Origin of the sequence: Halorubrum trueperi, assembly GCF_042662525.1 — an archaeon.
GTDB lineage: Archaea > Halobacteriota > Halobacteria > Halobacteriales > Haloferacaceae > Halorubrum > Halorubrum trueperi.
The window spans coordinates 1-2,216 of the sequence record NZ_JBHSXI010000019.1 but is presented as its reverse complement, the minus strand read 5'-3'; the positions used below and the strand labels follow the sequence as shown (position 1 = coordinate 2,216).

Sequence of the window (2,216 nt, the reverse complement as noted above, 5' to 3'; positions counted from 1 at the left end):
ACGGTCTTGTTGCTGGCCGCAACAAGACCTGTGGCGTAGGTTTTCGCGTGCTGACGTTGTGCGGGTGACAGCGACTCGAACTCGTCGAATACACGCGTGCACGACAAGAAGTCCGTAATCGGCATCATCCGTGTTCGCTACCGCCTACGTCACGATCCTACTTCAACGTTCAAAGCTGAGTTGATCAGTGTACTTTTCGGCACTCATTTCGATACATCTCCGGATGGTCAGGATGTCGTCACGAAATTGGCCGGTTGTCTGAGTATTGGTAGCCATACTCAAAGGGACCAATAGTTCCAATTGTAATAAAAGTTTCCGTCCATCCAACGGGTCGTGTGGGATGCTCTGTTGTTCTGCGTTTGGCTCATTCGCTGTCACACGTGTAGAAAGCAGTAGCTATGACCGTGCTACTCGAACCGGTAGTATCGGGGGACGAGTGACAGAGTCCAGCGGGTTTCCTGACTGTCGTCCCATGATCTGCTGGAACCTGAATGAGCCGTGGCGGTGAGAGAAGCTCGCCGCCGGGCGACCATTTCTGTAGACCGACAACGAGTCGTTCAACGCACTCAACAATACCCGCCCGCGTGCCGTATCAACGAGTGGATACGGCACGCGCAGCTTCCGCTTCAACCGCCAGTTCCCTCCCTCACTCGCATTCGTCGTCACCGGCCCCGTGAACTCTTCCTCATCCCAGAAGCACGGATATTCCTCTTTGAGCCGCTCTACTTCCTGCTCATACAGCTCCGCGTACTCATCCGCAAGGTAGGCCGCTAATTCCTCGTGCTTTCCCTTCTCGGCTAATTGCTCCCCGCGCTCGTCGTCACGAGCGCGTGTGCGCAAGCGATGAAACATTCATCACACGGCCGTCGAAAGTGCCGTTGTAGCAGTCCTCATCGTCGTTACAGAGTAAGCCACGCTCGACAGCGGTAGCCCTAACGCGTTCGCAAGGATGCTTGCGAACGCTGTCTCTCGACATTGCACACTCGCGTAACAGTCCAGCTTGGGGAGATATCCGCATCCGACCGTGAAGCTGTCGGGATGCGTGCGTGGTTCCTTCCCCTCCTGCTTGCGTTCCATGTTTTCCTCGTAGAGCTCCTTCTTTGCGCCTTTCTTCACCGGGTACGTCTCGTTAGCACAGCCCGCCAACTCGTCGATGCCAGCGTTTGTAAGTTCCTCCGCGTACTCGTCTTTGAATTCGTCAACAGTCTCTACGTCGCAGAGTGCAGCCAAGACGTTTTGACCGAGGGATTTCTCAGCGACAGTAATGCCGTGCTGTTCGGCGAGAAGTTCGCCGAACAGCCGCACATATCGCCTGACTGTGTGGCGATCAACCTGGATACCGATCTGTTGGAGTTGCCGCTCCACGCTCGTCGGCGACATCGTCGCCGACAGTTGCAGGCAGAGATTGACGATGGGGTTGCCGTACATACACTCATCGTAGAACAGCTTGGAGAGGTCGGCAGTGAATGTCTGCTGGCAGGCCTTATACCAGAAGCGACGGTACTCAACGGTGATTTCTTCGAACCCATCCTCGGTGATGAGGATAGCAAAGATACGCTATGCGAAATCGTGCTTTCGATAGTTCTCCTCACTGCTCTATTGAAAATGAAAGATGGCGGCAGGATCACTCCGTAACGTGTTTGAGAAGATGGGGTCGAGAAGTCGATTACGGGAGTCGCACTTCTTGACCTCATTGAGACAGCACTACGTGTAGGCAAACAAGCGTTGGGGAAGCGAGCGGGCAAGCCCGACTCAGGCGGGCTTGCCTGCGAGGCCCGCATCGTTGCTCACTGTATTCGCAAACGCTCTTCGGAAGCAGGTTGTTGGTCAGGTAGAGCTGGCGCTGTAGAACCGTAGCGGGCAAGGGTGACGCGGCAGCGTCACCCGATATGTTCCCATTCGAAGTGCTGCGTTCAGAGGCAAGCGCCGCGAACCTGCTGGAGCAGGTTCGCTGGCGGGATGGCCTCTATTGCCCGCGCTGCCGATCTGAATCAGTGATCAAGCACGGCAGCTATCGAGAGTATCAACGGTATCTCTGTAAGGATTGTGACCGCACGTTCAACGACAAGACTGGCACGATCTTCGCCCACGCGAAAATCGGCCTCGATAAGCTCTTGTTCGCGTTTTACGCGTTCCTTCGGTTCAACACGAGTATCAACCAGTTAGACGCTGAACTTACCGTCTCCTATAGGTCGCTTCGGCGGCGCGTCGAGCAG

At 55.4% G+C, this 2,216-nt stretch carries 3 protein-coding genes and 2 pseudogenes; 3 read left to right on the top strand and 2 right to left on the bottom strand.

Going from position 1 to position 2,216, the window contains the following annotated elements; genetic code table 11:
* Both ACFQEY_RS14520 and ACFQEY_RS14515 read right to left on the bottom strand, forming a co-directional pair.
* Positions 1 to 128: pseudogene (locus ACFQEY_RS14520) on the bottom strand (IS701 family transposase); the annotation flags it as partial.
* A gap of 727 nt (positions 129 to 855) precedes the next feature.
* On the bottom strand, positions 856 to 1,380 hold the full coding sequence (locus ACFQEY_RS14515; RefSeq protein WP_379769866.1) for an SGNH/GDSL hydrolase family protein: 525 nt from the start codon (positions 1,378 to 1,380) through the stop codon (positions 856 to 858).
* A gap of 12 nt (positions 1,381 to 1,392) precedes the next feature.
* Between ACFQEY_RS14515 and ACFQEY_RS14510 the strand changes: the two genes are divergently transcribed.
* From ACFQEY_RS14510 to ACFQEY_RS14500, 3 genes and pseudogenes are all read left to right on the top strand, one after another.
* The gene (locus ACFQEY_RS14510; RefSeq protein ID WP_379769864.1) at positions 1,393 to 1,635 is read left to right on the top strand and encodes a hypothetical protein; all 243 of its coding nucleotides are present in this window, start codon (positions 1,393 to 1,395) and stop codon (positions 1,633 to 1,635) included.
* Positions 1,636 to 1,665: 30 nt separating this feature from the next.
* Positions 1,666 to 1,803, top strand: a pseudogene (locus ACFQEY_RS14505) (IS5/IS1182 family transposase); the annotation flags it as partial.
* An 86-nt stretch (positions 1,804 to 1,889) separates the two neighbouring features.
* Positions 1,890 to 2,216, top strand: a 327-nt coding sequence (locus tag ACFQEY_RS14500) for an IS1/IS1595 family N-terminal zinc-binding domain-containing protein (RefSeq protein WP_379769862.1), incomplete at its 3' end; no start/stop codon positions are given.

What these genes read in the sequence shown, in the direction of transcription:
- ACFQEY_RS14515 (WP_379769866.1), bottom strand. Translation starts at nt 1,380, where the DNA reads ATGTCGCCGACGAGCGTGGAGCGGCAACTCCAACAGATCGGTATCCAG.